This window comes from Malonomonas rubra DSM 5091, assembly GCF_900142125.1.
Classification (GTDB): Bacteria; Desulfobacterota; Desulfuromonadia; order Desulfuromonadales; family Geopsychrobacteraceae; genus Malonomonas; species Malonomonas rubra.
This window is the reverse complement of sequence record NZ_FQZT01000008.1, coordinates 117,425-135,476: the sequence shown is the minus strand read 5'-3', so window position 1 is coordinate 135,476 and position 18,052 is coordinate 117,425. Positions and strand designations below refer to the sequence as shown.

General features: G+C 53.7%; 23 protein-coding genes. 5 read left to right on the top strand and 18 right to left on the bottom strand.

Translation table 11 applies throughout. The features are described 5' to 3' along the window. Positions 1-12 precede the first annotated feature (12 nt). Positions 13-765 (top strand): alpha/beta hydrolase, encoded by a 753-nt coding sequence (locus BUB13_RS12035; RefSeq protein WP_072909013.1) that lies wholly within the window; start codon positions 13-15, stop codon positions 763-765. Between the two features lie 20 nt (positions 766-785). On the opposite strand, the gene BUB13_RS12030 is transcribed toward BUB13_RS12035, so the two are convergent. The 15 genes from BUB13_RS12030 to BUB13_RS11960 form a co-directional block, all read right to left on the bottom strand. Next, positions 786-1,388, bottom strand: a complete 603-nt coding sequence (locus tag BUB13_RS12030) for an NUDIX hydrolase (protein ID WP_072909012.1) — start codon at positions 1,386-1,388, stop codon at positions 786-788. 82 nt (positions 1,389-1,470) lie between these two features. Next, complete coding sequence (locus BUB13_RS12025; protein WP_072909011.1) at positions 1,471-2,241, bottom strand: substrate-binding domain-containing protein; 771 nt, start codon at positions 2,239-2,241, stop codon at positions 1,471-1,473. 130 nt (positions 2,242-2,371) lie between these two features. Further along, on the bottom strand, positions 2,372-2,938 hold the full coding sequence (locus tag BUB13_RS12020; RefSeq protein WP_072909010.1) for an elongation factor P: 567 nt from the start codon (positions 2,936-2,938) through the stop codon (positions 2,372-2,374). Between the two features lie 15 nt (positions 2,939-2,953). Further along, positions 2,954-3,364 carry a PaaI family thioesterase gene (locus tag BUB13_RS12015; RefSeq protein WP_072909009.1) on the bottom strand — a complete coding sequence of 137 codons (411 nt, stop codon included), beginning with the start codon at positions 3,362-3,364 and terminating at the stop codon, positions 2,954-2,956. 26 nt (positions 3,365-3,390) lie between these two features. Next, positions 3,391-3,579 carry a hypothetical protein gene (locus tag BUB13_RS12010; protein WP_072909008.1) on the bottom strand — a complete coding sequence of 63 codons (189 nt, stop codon included), beginning with the start codon at positions 3,577-3,579 and terminating at the stop codon, positions 3,391-3,393. A gap of 124 nt (positions 3,580-3,703) precedes the next feature. Beyond that, positions 3,704-4,300: a J domain-containing protein gene (locus BUB13_RS12005; protein ID WP_072909007.1), complete on the bottom strand. Its 597-nt coding sequence runs from the start codon at positions 4,298-4,300 to the stop codon at positions 3,704-3,706. Positions 4,301-4,416: 116 nt separating this feature from the next. Beyond that, on the bottom strand, positions 4,417-4,986 hold the full coding sequence (locus tag BUB13_RS12000) for a LemA family protein (RefSeq protein WP_072909006.1): 570 nt from the start codon (positions 4,984-4,986) through the stop codon (positions 4,417-4,419). 19 nt (positions 4,987-5,005) lie between these two features. Then, on the bottom strand, positions 5,006-6,982 hold the full coding sequence (locus BUB13_RS11995; RefSeq protein WP_072909005.1) for a GIDE domain-containing protein: 1,977 nt from the start codon (positions 6,980-6,982) through the stop codon (positions 5,006-5,008). A 103-nt stretch (positions 6,983-7,085) separates the two neighbouring features. Beyond that, positions 7,086-7,505: an alternative ribosome rescue aminoacyl-tRNA hydrolase ArfB gene (gene arfB / locus BUB13_RS11990; RefSeq protein ID WP_072909004.1), complete on the bottom strand. Its 420-nt coding sequence runs from the start codon at positions 7,503-7,505 to the stop codon at positions 7,086-7,088. 5 nt (positions 7,506-7,510) lie between these two features. Continuing rightward, complete coding sequence (locus BUB13_RS11985) at positions 7,511-7,762, bottom strand: hypothetical protein (protein ID WP_072909003.1); 252 nt, start codon at positions 7,760-7,762, stop codon at positions 7,511-7,513. Between the two features lie 18 nt (positions 7,763-7,780). Continuing rightward, complete coding sequence (locus BUB13_RS11980) at positions 7,781-8,623, bottom strand: hypothetical protein (protein ID WP_072909002.1); 843 nt, start codon at positions 8,621-8,623, stop codon at positions 7,781-7,783. Between the two features lie 4 nt (positions 8,624-8,627). Continuing rightward, positions 8,628-9,290 carry a class I SAM-dependent methyltransferase gene (locus BUB13_RS11975; RefSeq protein ID WP_072909001.1) on the bottom strand — a complete coding sequence of 221 codons (663 nt, stop codon included), beginning with the start codon at positions 9,288-9,290 and terminating at the stop codon, positions 8,628-8,630. Between the two features lie 19 nt (positions 9,291-9,309). After that, entirely contained in the window at positions 9,310-9,750 is a 441-nt protein-coding gene (locus BUB13_RS11970; RefSeq protein ID WP_072909000.1) for a hypothetical protein, read from the bottom strand. 80 nt (positions 9,751-9,830) lie between these two features. Beyond that, a complete protein-coding gene (locus BUB13_RS11965; RefSeq protein ID WP_072908999.1) occupies positions 9,831-10,814 on the bottom strand; it encodes an oxidoreductase family protein in 984 nt (327 codons plus the stop codon). Between the two features lie 100 nt (positions 10,815-10,914). After that, entirely contained in the window at positions 10,915-12,825 is a 1,911-nt protein-coding gene (locus BUB13_RS11960; RefSeq protein WP_072908998.1) for a methyl-accepting chemotaxis protein, read from the bottom strand. Positions 12,826-13,000: 175 nt separating this feature from the next. Here BUB13_RS11960 and BUB13_RS11955 point away from each other — a divergent pair, with 175 nt between their 5' ends. Both BUB13_RS11955 and BUB13_RS11950 read left to right on the top strand, forming a co-directional pair. Next, complete coding sequence (locus BUB13_RS11955; RefSeq protein WP_072908997.1) at positions 13,001-13,294, top strand: GIY-YIG nuclease family protein; 294 nt, start codon at positions 13,001-13,003, stop codon at positions 13,292-13,294. A gap of 1 nt (position 13,295) precedes the next feature. Continuing rightward, positions 13,296-13,643, top strand: a complete 348-nt coding sequence (locus tag BUB13_RS11950; RefSeq protein ID WP_072908996.1) for a hypothetical protein — start codon at positions 13,296-13,298, stop codon at positions 13,641-13,643. Positions 13,644-13,687: 44 nt separating this feature from the next. Here BUB13_RS11950 and BUB13_RS11945 read toward each other — a convergent pair whose 3' ends face one another. After that, positions 13,688-13,942, bottom strand: coding sequence for a hypothetical protein (locus BUB13_RS11945; RefSeq protein WP_072908995.1), 255 nt, complete (start codon positions 13,940-13,942; stop codon positions 13,688-13,690). A gap of 49 nt (positions 13,943-13,991) precedes the next feature. Continuing rightward, positions 13,992-14,507, bottom strand: a complete 516-nt coding sequence (locus tag BUB13_RS11940; RefSeq protein WP_072908994.1) for a YcxB family protein — start codon at positions 14,505-14,507, stop codon at positions 13,992-13,994. Positions 14,508-14,721: 214 nt separating this feature from the next. On the opposite strand from BUB13_RS11940, the gene BUB13_RS11935 reads away from it, so the two are divergent. Continuing rightward, positions 14,722-16,086: an SPOR domain-containing protein gene (locus BUB13_RS11935; protein ID WP_161947650.1), complete on the top strand. Its 1,365-nt coding sequence runs from the start codon at positions 14,722-14,724 to the stop codon at positions 16,084-16,086. A 58-nt stretch (positions 16,087-16,144) separates the two neighbouring features. Next, positions 16,145-17,272, top strand: a complete 1,128-nt coding sequence (locus BUB13_RS11930; RefSeq protein ID WP_072908992.1) for a DUF362 domain-containing protein — start codon at positions 16,145-16,147, stop codon at positions 17,270-17,272. Positions 17,273-17,364: 92 nt separating this feature from the next. On the opposite strand, the gene BUB13_RS11925 is transcribed toward BUB13_RS11930, so the two are convergent. Next, on the bottom strand, positions 17,365-18,021 hold the full coding sequence (locus BUB13_RS11925) for a Bax inhibitor-1 family protein (RefSeq protein WP_072908991.1): 657 nt from the start codon (positions 18,019-18,021) through the stop codon (positions 17,365-17,367). Between the last annotated feature and the right edge of the window lie 31 nt (positions 18,022-18,052).

Sequence of the window (18,052 nt, the reverse complement as noted above, 5' to 3'; positions counted from 1 at the left end):
AGGAGAAAAATGATGGCGGATTTGCTTAACCACAGGTTCATCAGCGAGCGCTATTTTTTCCCTCGCCAAGGGTCTTTTTCCGACCCTTTCTGGGTTGACTGTGGCGATGCCAAGCTCGCCTGCAGCTACCATGAAATAGATCCGCAGGCAAAGACGCTGGTTCATTTTCACGGCAACGGCGAGATTGTCGATGACTGGCAGGGTGATTTCGTCGCGATCCTCCAGCAGATGGGGTGCAATGTTCTACTCGCTGAGCTGCGGGGCTACGGCCAGTCGAGTGGACAGCCCCAGTTGGGAAAAATGCTCGATGACGTAGTGCCGACGATTGAGGCGCTCGGCAGGCCTGCCTCTGAATTGATTTTCTTCGGCCGCAGTGTCGGTTCCATTTTTGCTATCGAGGCTGCAGCCCGTTTCCCTCAGGCGGCGGGACTTATCATCGAAAGTGGTGTGGCTGACGTGCTTGAGCGCCTGCTGTTGCGGGTGCACCCGCAGGAACTGGGTTGCAGCGCAGAAGAATTGAAAGCCGAGGTTGCCGAACGCCTGGATCACCAGCAGAAGCTCTCTGCCTATCCGGGGCCACTACTGGTTATGCACACGCAGAACGACGGGTTGGTCGATGTCAGCCATGGGCAGCGGCTTTATCAATGGGCGATCGGCAAAAAAAATCTGAAGATTTTCCCGCAGGGCAACCATAATGACATCATGTTTGTCAACGCACGTGAGTATTTCGCCTTGATCGCCGAATTTATGGCAGGTCTGGATTGAACGGGAATGTTGCTTACGAGTTACCCCAAAGCTTCTTTGCTGAGCGATTGAGGCTGGCAGCCGAGCAGATTGAAAAAGTTTTCCAGCAATCGGTAGGTGATGCCCCAGAGGAAGTGGTCGCAGTAACCGTCCATTTCGATAATCGGGTTGGTGCGCATGGTGCCGCGGAATTCGAAGGTTTTTTCGTGGCGGCGTTGCGGGCTGAGTAGTTCTTCTAGCGGCATCCAGAAGGTGTCGACGACTTCGCCATTCAGTTTGAATTGAGGCTTTTTGTCCAGCAGATAGACAAAGCAGGAAATCTGCACCGGCAGGTAGGCCCCTTTTAAATCATCCAACCGCCCCAGGTAAGTATTCCGCTGTAACCTCAGACCGATCTCTTCCCGGGTCTCCCGCTCTGCAGCCGCTTGCGCATTGGCATCCTGTGCTTCAATCCCACCGCCCGGGAAGGCGATATCGCCCGACCAGGGATCGCCGTCATATTCTGCCCGGCGGATAAACAGTACCTCGGGAACACCGTTATTTGCTGTCAGTAGCATGGCGACCGCTGCCTGACGTTTATCGACATTTTCAATAATCGTGGGTTGATACTTCTGCAGGCGGGTTATGATCTGCTCAAGTGTCATCGGTTTTCTCTGGTTTCTGTTGGCGCCAATAAAAAAAGGGCGGACAAAAAGCCCGCCCTTGCTTGTGAGTATAAGGGGAAAATCAATTGATCGGCAAGGCATCAATCGTTTTCAGTAATTCACGCCATTCCGGGCTGGCAGCAAACATTTTGGCTGCTTTGACCACCGGCAGGTGTGCGTTTTTTTTGTCGTAAGCCAAGCCAACGGAAATCGCAGCGTTGAAGCCATCGACCGGGAGATGATTGTAGAGTTGGAAATTCGGCATGGCGCCGAAAGCGATAGCGTGAGCACCTGCGGGTGATTGCAGAAACTTCGAAGTTTCATCATCGTATTTGATGATCTTGTCGAACCTGGCGGTCTGGAAAAAAGGATACTCCCTTCGCAGGGTTTTGAGCAGGGCATCATCACTGCTTTTGCCGATCAGCATGATCGGCGCGTCGTTGCCACCCACTTCTTTCCAGTTGGTAATTTTTCGCGTGTAAATCTGCTCCAGCTGTTTCAGGGTGATCCCGTTGGCTTCAGTTTCCAGGCCGACAACAGCGATCACAGGAACGTTGCCGAGCAGGATCTCCTCCTTGCCCATCGATTTTTCATCCTGCTCCAGCGGGTTGGCAATCCGACCGAAGATAAACTTGTTGGTGGTCAGGACACCACTTTTATGGCGGATTGGGGTCGCCATAACTTTGAAATCGTATTCTGCACAGGCGAAGTTGTGCCGGAAATGCTCAAAAAACAGCTGAGTGATTTCCGTCGATGCAGCCGCACCGGCAATCATTTCGGCTTGTTGTGCCCAACCACCGAAAGGGGAAAATAGCAATATAAGCAAAGCACCGGTGAGGATTTTTCTAGCCATGCAACACTCCCACTCTATGAAAACTAGAAGAGGCTAATTTGTGCATTCTATAAATAGGGTTAGAAAAAATCAAGGATCGCGCCGATAAAATGTTTTTTTGCTATCAGTAAAGAGGCTTTTCCGTCCCCGTTTATTGAGCGCGTGAAACAAACCGGCATTCACGGGTGTCGACTTTAATCCGTTCCCCTGCTTCCAGATAGCCGGGAACTTGCACCGAAATTCCGGTTTCCAGAATCGCTTCCTTGGTCTGCGCTGTAGCAGTCGCATTTTTGATTGCCGGGGCGGTTTCGGTCACTTCCAGCTCGACCACCTGCGGGACTTCGAGGCTGACAACCTGGTCGTTGAAAACGCCAAGTGAGACTTCGCCGCCTTCCAGCAGGTAGCCTTTGATATCGTCGTACATGTCGCCTTCGATTTCGTACTGTTCGTAAGATTCCTGGTCCATAAAGACGCCGCCGTCGCCGGAGGCGTAAAGGAACTGGCCTTTGCGGCGGTTGAAATCGGCCTCATCGATGCGGTCGCCCGATTTGAAGGTTTTCTGCAGCACCTGGCCGCTGATCAGGTTGCGGTACTTGGTTTTTATCAGGGTGTTGCCGCCTCGGGCTGTCGGGGACTGCTGGGTGACGTCGAGCACGATGCAGGGCGCGTCATCCAGTTGCATTACGGTGCCGCGTTTCAGGTCGCCGGCGTTAATCATGTCGATCTCCTTGTTTTACGAATCGGTGGTGATGAGGTTTTCTTCTTTGCGAAAAGCTGTGCCCTGGAACTGGGCGATCAACCTATCCTCTTCGTCGCTGATGCGAACCTCGTAAGTTCCCAGCTTCCTGTTCAGCGACAGTTCTTTCGCCTCGGCGAAAAGAACGCCGTCATAGGCTGCTTTGACGAAGGACATGCTGGTATTGATTGCCAGCGCCAGTTGGCCGTGGCTGTTGGACGCGACGGCGAAGGTGAAGTCGGCCAGGGTGAAGATTGCTCCGCCATGAACAGTTTTGGCTCCGTTGAGATGGATCGGTTTGATCTCCATCTTTGCTTTGGCCCAACCGGGGCGGCCATCAAGCAGTTCGATGCCGCAATGTTTGGCAAACTGGTCGTTCTGGCGGAAAAAGTCGAGTTTGTTCTCCACGGTTTTATCCTTTGTGCTTTAGGGGCTCAACTCCAGAAGCTGTCAAGCTTGTTCTTGCCCAGGGGACGAGGGTTGTGCAGGTCCTCGGCTCGATTTGCTTTGGCGCGGCACTTTCCGCAAACAAACTCTGGTTTGTCGGAGCGGCGATCGATCTCTTCCATCAGCCCTTGTGCCTTGAGCTGGCACATTTTCAAATCATCTGTTTTCTCGGCCATTTTTCAACTCCTGCAGAAGAAGTACGAAGATAGTTGAATGATAGCCCGAGTCAAGATAAATCGAAAGCCCACAGCCTTTAGCTGGAAACAGAAAACGGGCCGCCTCGATTCAAGACGACCCGTTTCAATGTTTGAAGAACTGCAAAAGGACCAACAGCAAAAGGCAGACAAAGCTGCTGCCGGGAACCCTGCTGAACTTCGGTTTGTTTTTTGCCTGTGGTTTGGAACGGCGGTAGATGCCATCCTCTCCGCAGCTGTAGGGACTGTTGCTGCGCTCGATCTCCAGGTAGTAGTAGAAGTTGAAATCCGGTTTATCGCGCGGCTTGTGTTGCCCTCTCTTGTGTGGCGAAGCGCGGGCCTGCGCGGGCCTGCCCGGAGGTGGGTCCGGTTCTTCGAAAATAGCATCGAGGAGCGAATGGAGAAATTTATTGAATTTTTGTTGCGGGTCCTGTTTTGGCGCCGCTTTTTTCCCTGTTTGTGCTTTTTCTTTTGCAGGTGCAGGCTGGGGTGGCGTCAGCGTTCGATCATAAGCCTTGCGCAGTTGTTCATCGCTGAGAACCCGGTAGGCTTCACTGAGTTGGCGGAACAGTTCGGCCGCCGCTTCCGAGCCGCTGTTGGTGTCGGGGTGGAAGCGTTTGGCCATACTGCGATAAGCAGCTTTAACCTGTCTTAAATCGGCATTTTCCGGGATGCCGAGAATCTGATAATGGCTGATCTTCATGAATGAACGTCCTCATACATTTGGACCCCATCCATGGAGTCGGGCAGGCTCTGCCGAAAATAACAACAGAGCACTACCCTCTTATCGGTAACCGGCGCGGCCGATTTTAATCTTTTTTACGTATGCTGGAAGCTGACATCGACATCCTGGCGGTGGGCCGGATCGATCTTCCACAACTCGCGGGCGGCAAAGTTGAACAGCCGTGCGACAATCACATCCGGGAACTGATCGAGCCGGGTGTTATAGATGGTGACCGAAGCGTTGAACAGTTCGCGGCGGTCGGCGATCTGGTCCTCCAGTTCGGTGATCCTGGCTGAAAGCTGGTGGAAGCCGGTATCCGCCTTTAGCTCCGGATAGCGTTCGACGACCATGAACAGTGACTTCAGGGTGTCGGTCAGCATGTTCTGAGCCTGCATGCGGTCGTGATCATTGTTGGCTGTGTTGATCGCCGAGCGCGCCTTGATCACTGCCTCCAGGGTTTTCTGCTCGTGCTGCATGTAGCCTTCGCAGACCTTGATCAGTTTCGGCAGTTCGTCGTAGCGCTGCTTTAACAGCACATCGATATTGCTCCAATCCTGATTGATGTTGTTTTTCAGGGCGACGAAGCCGTTGTAGATGATGATGACGTAAAGCACCACCGCCGCCAGCAACAATAAAATAACTCCCAAAACAATCCAGCCAGTCATAGTCTCTCCTTTATCCGCTTCAGGTGAAAAAGTTCAACAGGTTATTGATGCCCCAGGCTGCCAGGCCGACTGCAGCTGCCAGCATAAGACTGGCATAAATGGCGTATCGGCCGGTCAGGCGCTCTTCTGAATGGGTTTCTGCGATCACCATCGGTCGACCTTTCTTTTTGCCGATAACGATATGTTCTTCCTGCTTTTTTCTCTGTTTTTTCTTCTGCAGTTCTTCCCGCAGCACCTTGTCGGCCACTGCCTGCCGGGCGCTGTCCCACTCCTGTTCACTGATACGGCCGTCGCCATCGGCGTCAAATTGCTCAATCGCCTGCGGGTTGCGCTTCAGCTCACGCAGCGCTTCGACTTTCTTCTGCGCCATGGTCGGTTCATTTGAGCGTTTTACCGATGCAAAGCCAAGCACGTAGAGCAGAGTTCCTTCGATGACGACTTCTTCGACCCACTTTTCATCCGAGTCCGCGGGGTGGTGCATGTCAAACATGCCTGTTGTCCCGGGCCGCCCTTCATACTTGGTGCCGGCGCTGACCCGGCAGCCAGCAGGGTCGATTTCGACTTTACCGGTGTCGTCTTCCAGCAGAAAAGGAACCGAATCACTGGTGCTGCTACTGGTGACCTGCCACTGGTTGTTTTCCCGCCGGAACTTGGTCAGCCGGTAGAAAACGCAGGGAATCTGGCTCATCGGCGAAATCAGCGCGTATTGCCGGATTGCCCGCCCTTTGACCTCGACCATGCCCATGGCGATCGAGCGTGCTTTGCTGGTGGGCGTGTTTTCGATCTGCCGCTTCAGTCGGATGAAGGAGAAACCGGACCAGACCAGCAACGCCGAAAGGAGCAGGAAGATGAACCCGGACTGAAAGGCTTTGGCCGCCAGATCACCGAAAGAGTCACTGCTGTCGAGTTCAAACAAGGCTACAATGGCGATAGCAATGGCAGCCCCCGCACTGCCGAACCAGAAACTCGGCTTGCTCCAGTTACAGGTGGGGCGAATCGGTGGGGGCGCCGGTAAGCCTTCTTCCGCGGTGACCGGTGGCTTCTTTTCTTTTACTGGGTCGTCCCGCTCGATCTCCTTGGCAATTTGTTCTGCTATCGGCAGGATCTCTTCGACCTGCGATCCTGCCGCCAGAGCCGGGTTCTGTGTCAACATGGCGGCTGCGATGCTGTCGCGCAGTTCGCTCTCTTTTTCAGGGGCTGATGTCAGAACCGGACCAGCTCGCAGAATGTCGGCGCGCAGCCAGCCGTAACGTGCCAGGCTGAGCTGATTTTGCCTCTGTGTATCGGGTTCGTCCGGGGTTTCCCGGCGCAGGTTGCAGCCGGGCAGGTTGACCAGACCAAAATCGGTTGCCAGGGTGAATTCCCCTGCGTATTCCTCGACCAGTTTAAGAATGCGGTCGAGGTTTTGCGTCGCGCTGACTGTTGCCCGTTCGCCCAGCCCTTTCGGGTCGAATTTGCCGGGAAAGATTCGTACTGCGTCGATAACAGTGTTGTCTGCATCGAGCAGGTAAATGTCGAGTATCGGCTTGCCCTGCAGGATAGTACGGAAAACTTTATGCTCTGCTATGTGGCGAACATTGTCGCGGCCGCGATATGCATGGCTGGAGAGCAGCTGGGATACACTTTTTTCCGCCAGTGCCCCTGACATCTCGGCGAAGAGCACCAGCAGATTTGCGCCCTTGGGGATGACCACTTCACGTTTCTGGGTGGTGAAGACGATTTTTTCGTTTTCAATGCTGAGCGAGCGTAGCCGGAGCGGAACAAATTCCGGTTTGCGTGGATCGACCAGATAGTGAACAAAATTGTTCGCTGTCAGCAGCGGAGAAATCTCCTCCAGTGCTTTGCGCTCACCTTTATGCAGTAACGACAGACCGCGGCCGACCAGACGCTGGCGAGACTGGTAGATATCCAGACCGTACTTGCCGCTGAGCTGCTTGAGTAGTTCAGGCAGATTGTCGGGCGGTTGTTGCTGTTGCTCAACGATCAGGTATGTCATTGCGCTCATTTGCCATTAATAGAAAGTTTGAGGATTTTAATAACTTACCCGCTAACACCGATCGAGGCAAGAGGTATGGCTGGTTTTATCTGCAGAAAAGACTTTATTCGCTGACCTTGCGCCGCAGCGATTTCAATTGGCCTCGTTTGTTCTTCTTCTGCAACCGTTTCTCTTTGGCTGCTTTGGTTGGTTTGGTAGCCCGGCGTTTCTTCTTTTGAATAAAGGTTTTTGCGATCAGATTTTTCAGCTGTTCAAAAGCGAGGAACTTGTTCTGCTCCTGACTGCGACTCTGCTGAGACTTGATGACAATGATGCCATCTTTGCTGATGCGGTGATCCTGCAAATTGAGCAGCCGTTCCTGCACTTCCTGCGGAAGGGATGAGTTGCGAATATCGAAGCGCAGATGGATACAGGTCGCAACCTTGTTGACATTTTGCCCGCCCGCTCCCTGCGCACGAACTGCCGTCAATTCGATTTCGCCAAGAGGAATACTCAGCCGGTTTGAGATTTGCAACTCGCTCATGTTGTTTATTTTTCAATCTGTTCTATGCTGCGGTTGCTTGCTTTTTGCTTGATATCCACCCCGGACATCATGGAGTCAATCAGGTAAAAGCAGACAGAGAGTACCACAAGCAGCACTAGCACCAGCAGCGCGCGTTTGAGCATTTTGAGCGGCTGCCACAGGGTCAGCGCCGCCAGGATTCCTGCAGCGATATAGAAGGGGATCGGGGAGGCGCTGTAGAGGTCGAACAGCCAATCGGTGATCATTTGGTAATCCATGCTTTTCCCTTTTCAGTTTCAACTGAATCTTTTCACGCGGATATGGCGCAGTCCGTACCAGAGTAGCATGACCAGCGCGATCAGCGGCAGGGCTGGCAGAAAGAGTCCACTGGTCTGTGCCAACAGGATGGCGCCAGTGAGAGCGAGTAGCGACACCGGCAGGTAGCGGCCGATCTGCCGGCGTCGCGCAAGTTTTTCTCCCTCCGGTCCGAGCAGGTTGTCATTGATTTTATGGCGATGCGCGACGATGGCGAAAAAGACCACCATGATCCAATCGGAAATGCCGAACACCGGGGTGACTCCGGTTGCGCCCGGAAACGCTAACTTGACCAGGATCATATCGATCAGCGGTGGCGGGCCGGTCGGGTCGAGATAGTGTTGCTTGATCTGCTCGGAAAAGATCGCTGTCGGGCCAACACTCCAGCTGGCGAAATCGGCCAGCGTCATCGCCAGGCAGACCGGGATGAGTTCCCACAGGCGTTTAACATAACGCGCAAGCGCCGCGCCGACTAATGTTCCGGTCAGCAGCAAAAGTCCCGATTGCAACGTTGCCAGCCAGGTTGTTGCCGGGAACTGGTGCAGCAGCCAGATAGCGGCACTGAGGATGAATCCCCAGAAAATATAAAAGCCGCGGCTGCGGTCTTCCGGGTGCAGCAGCAGAACCGGCAAAAGGAGCTGGGCCGCAGCAAACAGCTGCAGCAGCAGGAAAACCCCGTTTAACAGGATCGACTGCACAGGCAACATGTCGCCCAGCAGATAGAGAAGAAATACTGCAGCGCACCAGAGCAGGTGGCAACCGCTCAGCAGGTAGATGAGGCGGCGGTTTTCCGGGCTGAAGCTGGTGAAAGAATGCAGTGCCATGGAATTAAACCTTCTGCGGCGGTAACGGGTTACGCAAAAGAATGACATCTGCGCCGATAAATTCAACCTCGGCCGCATAATGTTGGGCCAGCCAACGGAAGCTATCCCGGCTGTAAAAGCAGATATGGGTCAGATCGCGGATATAATGCCAGCCTGCGAAGGCCTGCTGGTTGCGCACCAGTTTGGTCATTATGGCGAGAATCCCGCCCGGTCGCAGCAGCGAAAACAGTTGCCTGAATTCATCTGCCGGGGTGCGCAGATGTTCAACCACTTCGGTGGCGCAGATGAAATCGTAGTCCTGCTCCAGCACGGATGTATCAGGCTGATAATAGGGATCGTAGAGCGCAACCTTGTGTCCCGCTTCCGTCAGCATTTCCGCCAGTGCCGGGCCGGGGCCGCAACCGAAATCGAGCCCGGATGATCCCGCTGCGATTCGCTCCTGCAGCGGATCTGTCAAGCGGGAGAGAAATTTACGATAACCGCTATCGGCCGGGTCATTGTGATGTAGATCATATTCAGCTTTTTCAGCTGAAGAGGAAAGGTGAAATCGTGGTGGAACGAAGACCAGCCTGCAAGCGGAACACAGCAGGTAGGGTCTGTGCTTATTCTCGAAGTAGGGGGTCGTGTCGGTACAAAAGCACAACGGGCATGCGACATGTTCAGCCATGAGTTGCCCCTCCCGCCCTTCAGAATTCTCTGGCCGGCTCCTGACTGAGTTCCATCAGATATTCTTTCAGCCGGTTGGTGAACAGGTCATTGTCGATGTTCAGCTCCGCCAGGCGGACGATTTTACCATCTTCAATGATGTACAGCTCGTTAGCTGTTGCGCCGTGGGCGCTTTCGCCGCGTGGAACAAAAATGTTGAAAACCTGAACCTTGTGATTGCTATCAGGCTGAACGGGGGGCTGCCCATCCATTTCCCGGTGCAGGTTGTAGATGATTTCGCAGATCAGGGAATTGGCTTCATTTATCTGCCAGGACCGGTCAAGGGCGAACAGCAGGCGATTGAGGATCGCCTTGGTCGCGGCAGTTTTTACCAGCTTGCCGGAAGAGATCGAACCGTTGACGGCTTTATCGATATCTTCAGCGGTGGCCAGCTTCCAGTCGGTGTCGTTGTTTAGTTGCATCTGAGTCCGTTATCAATTGAAGATTAGTTTTGGTTAACGGGTGTTGAGTTTAACAGCTTGCAGATTGCAGGGGAAGAAAATTAATTTTTAGCTGCCAGCTGGGCAATCACTTTGCAGGTCATCTGTTCACTGTAATCGCTCAATTTCCAGTGACCGGGGCTCCAGCCTTTAAGGAAACGGTGGAAATCAGCCCAGGCAAATGGATAGAGCTGTCGCCAGTCAGCTTCCAATGTTTTTCTGTCGACGGTCGGATGATGTTTCTGCAGGCTTTTTTTTAACTCGGCGAAATAGCAGTCGAGCAGCTTGTCTTCATAACGACGGCAATCCTCTTCATGCAGGCAGCTGCCGATGAAATACGCAACATCTTTCATGCCGCATCCGCCGCCGACATACTGAAAATCGACAGCTGCAACACGGTCACCAGTCGGGGAAAAGCAGAAATTCGCAAGTTTGGCGTCGCCATGGACGATGGTCTGAAAGGGTGACTGATCCAGCCGCTGATCAATCTTCGCCGCCGCGTTTTTCAGTGGGATATCTTCGAGCGCCGCCAGTTCATCCGGTCGGGTGGCAAGGTGCCAGTAGGTGCCTTGCGGCCAGAGTCCTTGCGGGTTGCGGCCGAAAAACGTGGCGTGAAAGTTGGCTAGCCAGCGCAGACAGACTCTGATCTCTTGCCAGCTGACGCTCTCGCGCCGGGCAGGGAAACCACTGGCGTCCAGATCTTCCAGCACGATCAGAACCTCTTGCTCCCGGCTCTCTAATGCCAGGCAATGTGGAACAGGGCAGGTGTCGTCACATGCTGTACTCCAGCTTTCGTACCATGTGGTTTCGACCTGGTAGGAGCGAAGCTTGCGCTGATGGGAGAGATTGCTGTTCCAGCCACGTGGATGCTCCCGATCGCCGCCGAAGTCGACATGCTTGACCACCAGAGATGGCAGCTCAGAGCCATGCAAACGATAGCGCCGGATTGTTCCGTAGCCGCTCCAGAGCTCTTGAATCACTTCGAGCAGTTCAATCTTTTCCGCCTTGCCCGCGGCTCTGATGATGTCGGGGAAGTCACTGTGCATGGTTGCCTGATGTAGCTGAAATCACGGTTGCGGTCAAGGCGAACAAAAAAGACGCCGGAAAACTTCCCGGCGTCTTTGAGGTACAGGGTGCGTTGTTGGATCAGTATCTGCCGAAATCGTCATCATCCAGTTTGATCTGTTGCGTCGACTCGATATCTCCCCAACCCCCTGTTGCCGAATTTGTTGGCGGAGCCGAGGGTTTTGGAGCCCTGCTCGCTGGAGAAGATACTGGAGGACGCGGTAGCGGCTGCGCCGGAGCCGCCATATTCGCCAGTTTGAACTGTTGCAGCATGCGATGCATGTCGGCGGTCTGTGCCGACAGCTCTTCGGCAATTGAGGCGCTTTCTTCGGCCGTCGAGGTGGTGTTCTGGTTGACGTCATCCAGCTGCTGCAGGCCTTCGTTGACCTGCGAAATGCCCATCGATTGCTCGTGGCTGGCAGCGGCGATTTCTTCAACTAGGTCGGAGACCTTGGTCACATTTTCGACAATGCGTGCCAGTGATTCGGCGGTCTGGTTGGCAATTTGCGCTCCGTTGTCTGCTTTTTCCACCGAGCCGGCGATCAGGGTGGAGGTCTCCTGGGCCGCCTTGGCGCTGCGGCTGGCGAGGTTGCGCACCTCTTCGGCGACAACGGCAAAGCCTTTGCCGTGCTGCCCGGCTCGTGCTGCTTCGACAGCAGCGTTCAGCGCCAGCAGGTTGGTCTGGAAAGCGATCTCGTCAATGACCTTGATGATCTTGCTGATGTCCTGCGCCGAGGCGTTGATCTCTTCCATTGCGCTGATCATCCCCTGCATCTGGCGACTGCCTTCATCCGCGGCCGATTTTGCTACGTTCGAGATTTTGTTGACCTCTGCCGCATTTTCGGCGTTGTTCCGGGTCTGTTCATTCATTTCGGTCATGGAAGCGGCGATTTCTTCCAACGCCGCAGCCTGCTTGGTCGCACCGTTTGCCAAATCTGCGCCCTGCTCGGCAACCTGTTGTGATCCTGTTGTAATCTGTTCGCCGGCACATTGAACGGTATGCATGACTTCGGTCAGGCCCAGGCAGGCTTTACGCAGCGGTGCCGAGATCAGACCTTTGGCCTGGAAAGTGAAATCACCAGCAGCCAGTCGGTTGAAAGCTTCCAGAACCTCGTCTTTGAGGTTGTCGGCGAAACCGTTCATGGCGGTCGCCAATCGGCCCAGTTCATCCTGCCTGTTCGTCCTGATACGCCGGTCCAGCTCACCCCGTTCCAAACCTTCGATCATCTCCATCGACTCGCGGACAGGATTAACGACTGCGCGAGTGGCAAACCAAGAGATCGCAACGCCAACAAGAATCAGCAGGACAATAAAGAGCCCGCTGGCCCAACCGAGGGAAGAGGCGAGGGCGGCATCAGCGGCATCGAGGGAATGAATGATTTCGAAAGCACCATGCATTTCGCCAACTTTCCAGTTCTCCATCTGGGCGCCTGTTGGATCGACCCCGCGCGAGTTCCCCCAATATTCTTCTGATTTGGCCGGATCGCCATGGCAGTAGAGGCAGGATTCAGTCAGATAGACTGCGCGGAAATAGTGAACGTTGTTCCCTTCCTTATCGATAACGTGATACTCATCCAGCCGCTCACGTTTCATTTTTTTGAGGATTTCACTTTCCAGTGCGTCTGGAGTATTACTGCTGTTGCGAGGGTTGAACTTTGGAACCTTGAAAGTGTAACCGCCTTCTTCTGCCTTGCGCATCGCAGAATTCCAGGCAGTCACGACCGGAACTGCGGCCAGTACTTTGTTCAGCTCGCCATTATTGCCCCATTCTTTGAGCATGGAAACGTTGAACATCCCTGTTTCCCACTTAAGCTCCTCTTCCATTCTGGTCGATTCTACAGTTGTGGCCAGAATTCGAGACTTGCCGACATAGTCTTCCAGCACCCGGTTTTTCTCATGGACGGCAAAAGAGATGAACAGGGCACAAAGGAGCATGGCCGGCAGCAGAACGCCTCCGGCAACCAGTTTTGTTCTCAGGGATAAATTTTTCATCGGACATCCTTAGCACAATGCAGAAGAGAAAAATTAGCTTCCTTTTCTTAAGCAACACTTAATAATAGCCATTTCTCTTCAAAATTCAATACGCTGATGCAAAAGATTTTGTCCCTTGGCGGCTGGCCTGTCCATGAGTGCTGTGCTACCGTAACGATCTCGAAAGAAGGGCGATATGAATTGGCAGGTCTACATAATTCTTTGCTCCGATGATTCCCTTTATACAGGCATCAGCACCGATGTTGAACGCAGGTTTCGGCAGCACCGGGACGGCGGCGGAGCCAAATATTTTCGCGGTCGTTTGCCCTTGCGCGTCGTTTACCGTGAAGATGGTCATGATCGCAGCAGCGCAAGCCGCAGGGAGATTGAAATCAAACGGATGCCGGCGACTGAAAAACGGCAATTGGTTGCTGCTTTTGCAGCAGCGGCCGGTGTCTCTCTTTCCAGGGATGGAGCGAAATTGAGGTGATATGAAGAATAAACTGATCAGACTCGTGGAATTGATTCAGGATGGTTTCAGCGATGATTTGCTGGAGGCTTTTCGGACCGGCGGCGATGAGTCATTGGAAACACGGCTGAGCCTGCTTGCGGAGGCCCGCAGCTTTCACCAGAATCGCTCCGAGAACTTGTGGCTGGAAGCTGGGAAGAAGCGTACGCCGGAGGAAAAGCAGGCCGCAGCACAAGCCGAGCTGGCCGCTTTTTTGTCCGCATATCTTTCCGGTGACGCAAAAGAGCATCTCGACAGTGGGGTGGATGCGTTGGAAACGCTCGGTCGCTATGCCGAGGTTGATCTCGTTCGACGCTTGGCAAAATGTTGAACGTGAAAGAATTGAGCCGGACTTAGCGTCACCCGGGCCGGTTGCTACATCGACAAGCTGGCAAAAGCGTTGCGTATTTTCATCTTGGTATCTCTGTTCTCTTCCGCGCTGCCATCGACAAAAAACTCGATTTCGTCGATGGAAAAACCGACCCGTACCGTGTGCTCATCGGTGTTGAGCCGCAACAGCCATTCGTAGCCCTGGTCAACCCACTCAACTGTGGGGCGCAGGCCGTGACCTTCGGCGTAACGAAGCGCAACTTCTTCCAGCATCTGTTTTCCTTTTTCCGTGTTGTTCATGTTCTCGTCCTTTTGATTGGATTGCATTTCAAAGAAATTCTTTGCGCCTTTATTTACGCCTGAAATCCTGAACCTCAGGCACTTGGGAGTCAGTTAAAATTCGTAGAATCCGGTTGATATCACCAGCGGTCAGTTCGGCTGTCGGGATGAAAAAGAAAGAGTTGCGGTCGTGGTAAAGCAGAAAGCCGGGGTTCAGCCTGCGATAGCCGATAAAGTTGTCCCACGGCTGGCTGTAGCCTGAGTTTTCACTGCGGACCGAAAGTTCTTCCGGGGATACGGAAACGGTCAGCTCTTTGCCGAAAAAAGGGTGCTCGCTGGCAGCCCGCAGCGATTTATAGATCAGCAGGTGCTTTGACAAAACACCGAAGAAACCGGTTGCCAGCAGCAGCCCGGCGACAAGCTTCGATTCGTAATAACCACCGAATCCGAGCGAGCCGATGAAAATACAGACCGCTCCCCACAGGTAACGCATTTTCAACCCGCGGTCGCAGCTGTAATGGGCCTCGTAAAACTGGCGCCAGAGGTCTTTGGTTAATTGGTAACTGTGGATGATTGTAACTGGCATGGCAGTGAACCTTTGTTCTTCGTTTGGACGCAGGACTTCAGTCTATTTGCCAACCTTAACAAATTTGCCCCTGAATTTGCGAGTACTGTTGTCTCTTGGTTGAACGGAGAGAGAATACTTGATACTTTCACATACTTTGGAAATTTAGAATCCTGCTCGCATCTGGAGATAATGCGAAACGGAATCGGGGGGAGTTATGTGGAAGCGTAAAAAAATGCCAGTTTTACACAAAGGACTAATGGTCTGGATTGTCCTGTTCCTGATCGCTTTTGCAGGATCTGTACTTGCGGCAGACCTGGTCAACTCTGTCCAGATTGGCAGCCACCTGACCGAAGAACGGGCTTTGCGGCAGTTTGATCAGGTTCGCTCTAAGCTCCAAGACGCAGACTTGGAGAACCTGCGGATCGAGAATCTCGATGATTATTACGTCGTGCGGGTTGGGGGATTTGCGGATCTTGCAACAGCTGAAGAGCTGTTGGCCAGAGTTCGGCAGGTCTATCCCGATGCGATGATGATGAATGTCTACATCAGCCGCAACCGGCTGGTCAAAATGTACCAGCCTGAAGAGGTTGAAACGGCTGCCCTTCCAACTGCGGTCGAGTTGGAAGAGGCCCCGATGCTCGAGCAGGCCGAACCTGTTTCTGACGAGCTTGCTGCGTCGGCGGTCATATCCGACAGCGTCGAAGAGACTGCAGTTGCTGCGCCAGAGGTGACGGCGGCGAATGTTGTGCCTGTCGAAGAGCCCTCTGTAACCGCTCAAGATATCGATTTGAGCAGTGAGCCTGTGGACGTCCCTGAAGAGGTGACTGTTGCGCCTGAGCAGTCTGTACCCGTTGAGGCCGACGCGGAAGCGATGAACTCTGTTCCGGTCAGTTCTGTAGAAGCAGCTTTGCCCGTTGCAGATGTGGATCAATCGGCAAGTGCAGAAACGGAGACTGCACTGCCGGTCGAGATCGAGGCTACGGAAAAGATGCCTGCAATTGAACACGCAGAACAGCCGGAGCGGACAAAGCCACCTGAAATTGCAACGGCCGTTGCCGGAAAAAAAATTGATGTCGACAACTTTTTACCATCCAGCCTGACCATCGCTTTTGCCTCGCTCTTGCTGCTCCTTGGTGCGTTACTTTGCATCCGTACTTTAAAAAAGAAAAAAGTAGAGAATTTCGAACAGCAGGTCATCAGCGAGGATCCGGTTTCGCCAGAGAACGCTGAAACGGGCATTGATCAGCTTGATGCTTCAAGTGCGGCGATCACTGAAGAAGAGACAATCGAAACACTGGAAGCAATAGAACCCTGCGTGAGTGATGCTTCAGAACTGCTGGCACGAGAATCGGACGGAAGTGCAGAGGTTCCTCTTGCAGGGCAAGCTGACGAAATTTTTCCGGCAAAAGAACGGGTCACGATTGGAAATGTCGAAGAAGAACTGGCTGCACCGAGGGTCACAAAGCCGGCATCGATTGTTTTTGAAGAGCGTGAATTGCCGGAAACGAAAGAGCCGGAACCCGACAAAGAGGATCGGCAGAATCGATTGAGCCGGGCGATGGATGCGGCTGTGTTTGGAGAAAAAAGTAAGCGCTGATCATGGCCAGCTTGCCAGATTACGCGAATAAATATTCTATTTTCCAGGAGGAAAGAAGATGTCAGTACCCGTTTGGTTTGCTGATTTGCGTGCCGGAAGCCGGGAAAACCTGTTTGTTAAACTCCGTCGCTTGCTTGAGGCTGCTGGTTTACAGGAACTGGTTGCCGAGGGCGACCTGAGCGCTATCAAGTTGCATTTCGGAGAAAAGGGCGGACACGCTTATGTCCGGCCGGTTTTTATCCGGGAAATCGTTGAGCGGGTCAAGGCCGCTGGCGGCAAGCCATTTTTGACCGATTCCAACACCCTTTACCCGGGGCAGCGTAAAGAGGCCGTTTCGGCGCTGGCATGCGGTATCCAGAACGGCTTCGCTTATGCCGTGGTTGATGCTCCGCTGATCATGTCTGACGGTTTACGTGGCTCTTCGGCAAAGCGGGTGCCGATTTCGGGTGAGGTGTTGCAGTCGACCGATATCGGTCTGGAAATTCTTGAAGCTGATATGCTGCTGACAGTCAGCCATTTCAAATGCCACGAACTGACCGGTTTCGGCGGCGCGATCAAAAATCTGGGGATGGGTTGCTCCAGCCGGGAAGGAAAACTGGAGCAGCACTCGAGCGTTGCCCCGGTTGTTGATGGAAAACGCTGCAATCTCTGTCGCGCCTGCCTGCGCTCCTGCGCTCATGGTGCTATCAGTTTCAGTAACACCACCGCTGTCATCGACCCGGAGCGCTGCGCCGGTTGCAGCCGCTGCATCACTGTTTGCGAGCAACAGGCCATCCAGATTCAGTGGAACGAAGCGGCCGATAACGTCATGCGCAAAATGGCCGAATACGCACTCGGCGCGGTAACCGGAAAGCAGGGTAAGCAGCTCTATGTCAATTTCATCACCCAGGTCAGCCCGGCCTGCGACTGCTACGGTCATTCCGATGCCGCGATTGTTGCCGATATCGGCATCCTCGTCAGCCAGGACCCGGTTGCCATTGATCAGGCTTGCGCCGACCTGGTCAACCAGGCGCAGGGTTTACCGGGAACCGCCCTCGCCACTGGTCATGAGCCGGGTGGTGACAAGTTCCGCGGCGTGCATCCAGCCATCGATTGGGAGGTGACCTTGGAACACGCAGAAAAGGTCGGTTTGGGAAGCCGCACATACGAACTGGTAAAGCTGGAACCAAAAAAAGAGAAGTGGTAGTAGCGATCAGCGCTCTTCAATCTGAATAAAAGGGCCAAGCGAAAGCGCAATGCAGATGATTGAGTTGGCCTTCCTCGGTGTTTTTGCTGAACCTAGCGCCGTCCCAGAATTCTCACCAGGCGCAGGAACAGGTTGATGATATCCATGTAAAGCGCTGCTGCCGAATCGATAGCGTTATCGACGGTGCGCGGGATACTGTTGGCGCGACCCCAGTCAACGCCGATATAACCACTGAAGATCAGCACCACGATCCAGTCGATGATGGTGTGATGGGTTTTGAAAATAAAGATCGCCACCAGCTCGACAACGATGGTGCAGAGCAGCGCTACGAAGAGCCCACGGGCGATGCCGCGGAAAAAAGCCGGGTACATGGTGCCGAGGATCATCATGATGGTGGTAATCAACGCTGTCGCCTGGATCGCATCGATCACGATGGCTGGATTATAGCGGCTGACCACCAGGTTGATCACCAGTCCGAACGGTGTGACTACCAGCAGGTAGCCGAGAAAACTGACCGCAGGGTTGTCTGATCTCGAGAACAGGGCTACTCCGGCCATGCAGCAGACAAAGTAGCCGATGAAAAACACCCAGGTGTTGATCGACAGGATCGCTTCAACCGGGATGTATTTAACCATCGCGTAATTGATGGCGAAACCGACCAGCAGGGTGATGCCGATAATGGCGTTGTAAAGGTGTGCACTGATTTCAGTTGCAGTGGTGTGAGTGCGTTCGAAGACGTTGGTTTCCATTGTTGCCCTTTGCTTGTGGTGTTTGCTGTGA